General features: G+C 46.9%; 1 protein-coding gene. It reads right to left on the bottom strand.

Going from position 1 to position 1,623, the window contains the following annotated elements:
* On the bottom strand, nucleotides 1-1,070 hold a 1,070-nt coding region (locus tag ACREB4_RS21235), incomplete at its 3' end, for a C2HC-type zinc finger protein (protein WP_431590228.1).
* Between the last annotated feature and the right edge of the window lie 553 nt (nucleotides 1,071-1,623).

Here is a 1,623-nt window from a genome sequence, read left to right as displayed (position 1 = left end):
ATCCCTAGTCCCCTATCCTGGAGCTGGGATACTGATATAAGGCTACCTGCTAACCTGGGAACGTGTAGTACGTCTGTGAGCCGTACAACACTCGATTTGCCGCGCACGGCAACCTGGATACGCACCGAACCGGTTGCGATCCCCTTGATTTCAGCGCCGCTAGCCGTACAGACTATCACGGGCTCCTTAAGTGCGGTGTAGTCCTCCGCAAAGACCTCTCTAGCGTTGGACATGTGCCTAGAGCACCCCGAATCGATTACCCAGCGAATCCCTGGCGTAGAGCTAGTAGTTGCAGCCCAACAGGCTTCAGTAGCTACCTGCGCCTTCGCCGGTATTTCGGGTGAAAGTCCCCTACCCCCCGAAGGGGTAGCTAGAGGTCCTGTAGAGGGGTTGGATTTCCCCCCTTCCTTTTTCAGGTCGTTCTCTCTTTTCTTGCAATCGGGCTTTCGGTGCCCTACCTTATTGCAATAAAAACACTTCCCTTTAAAGGTTCCTTTGGCTGTATAAGCCGTCTCTTTTACCCCTTTATTAGAGGTTTCAGGAGCTCCTAGCCGGCGCTCCCATTCGGCGAAGTGTTGAACCACTGCCTCATAGCCTAGTTCTACGCCACCGATTTGCAGCTGTAGAGCTAGAGGTGCGTAGCGAGGGTCGATATCTTTCGCTATATCGTAGAACCTCTCTAGCTTGATTTCGTCCGAGGGCATTGCTGAGGGCTTAATAATGCCTATTTCCTCCTGAATAGTGTCCAGATAAACCTTAATATCTCTAAGGCTAGTCCCCTTTTCAGGTATATAGCTATTAAATGCCTTGATTTTCGACCCTAGTTGTTGGATACCAAGAGGGGCGTAGTAGTCCCGTAAAGTTACCCAACCCTCGTACGAGTTGGTACATTTAGTGATCTGATTAAGCCCTTTCGTACCAGCTACTCTTAATAGTAGGCTGAAGGCCTTTTGGTCTGTAATCACCTCCTCATCGTCTATTTTATACTCTATTTTCGATCCTTTTTCCTTTGAAACTAGCTCTATAGCTAAGCCTTTCTCAATAGGTCCGAAAAGTTGCCGAGATTTCAAGTAGACGGCTACCTGAGTGGCCCAAATTCGATAATTTGCCTCCGTAAGTTGGATAAACTTAAGGTTATCTTCTCCCATATTGCCGATTTGCTGAAATAGCCTGGAATAGTGTATATAGGTTGATTTGGATACTCAGGGGAGTATATAGAGCGTTTCTTTGGCGTAGGGATACGCTAACCGGACTCAGAACCTGTTGCGACTGTGTAGTGATCACGTAATCTTGAGTGATAGCTAACTTAGTAGCAATATACTGGGTTTCAAACGACTCAATTGACTCTCCCCTCTACAGCTATAGGGGAATGTATCCCTTATTTATATCCAAAATATATATATAGGCAACAGTAGGCAACAATAGGCAACAATAGGCAATAGTAGGCAACAGTAGGCAACAGTACCTACTCTAGGCCTCAATGTCCTGATTACTCTTATTAGAGTATATTGATGCCTGAGGCCGCCACGTTCCAACAGTCCCCTTACATTCCACTGTAGCTGAGATTTCATCCTACTCCCTGAAATCAACCCCCTTACCCTATAGGGTAAATAACCCCTCAAT

Origin of the sequence: Aquabacterium sp. (assembly GCF_050725395.1) — a bacterium.
Taxonomy (GTDB): domain Bacteria; phylum Pseudomonadota; class Gammaproteobacteria; order Burkholderiales; family Burkholderiaceae_C; genus Aquabacterium.
This window is presented reverse-complemented; position numbering and strand designations above follow the sequence as displayed.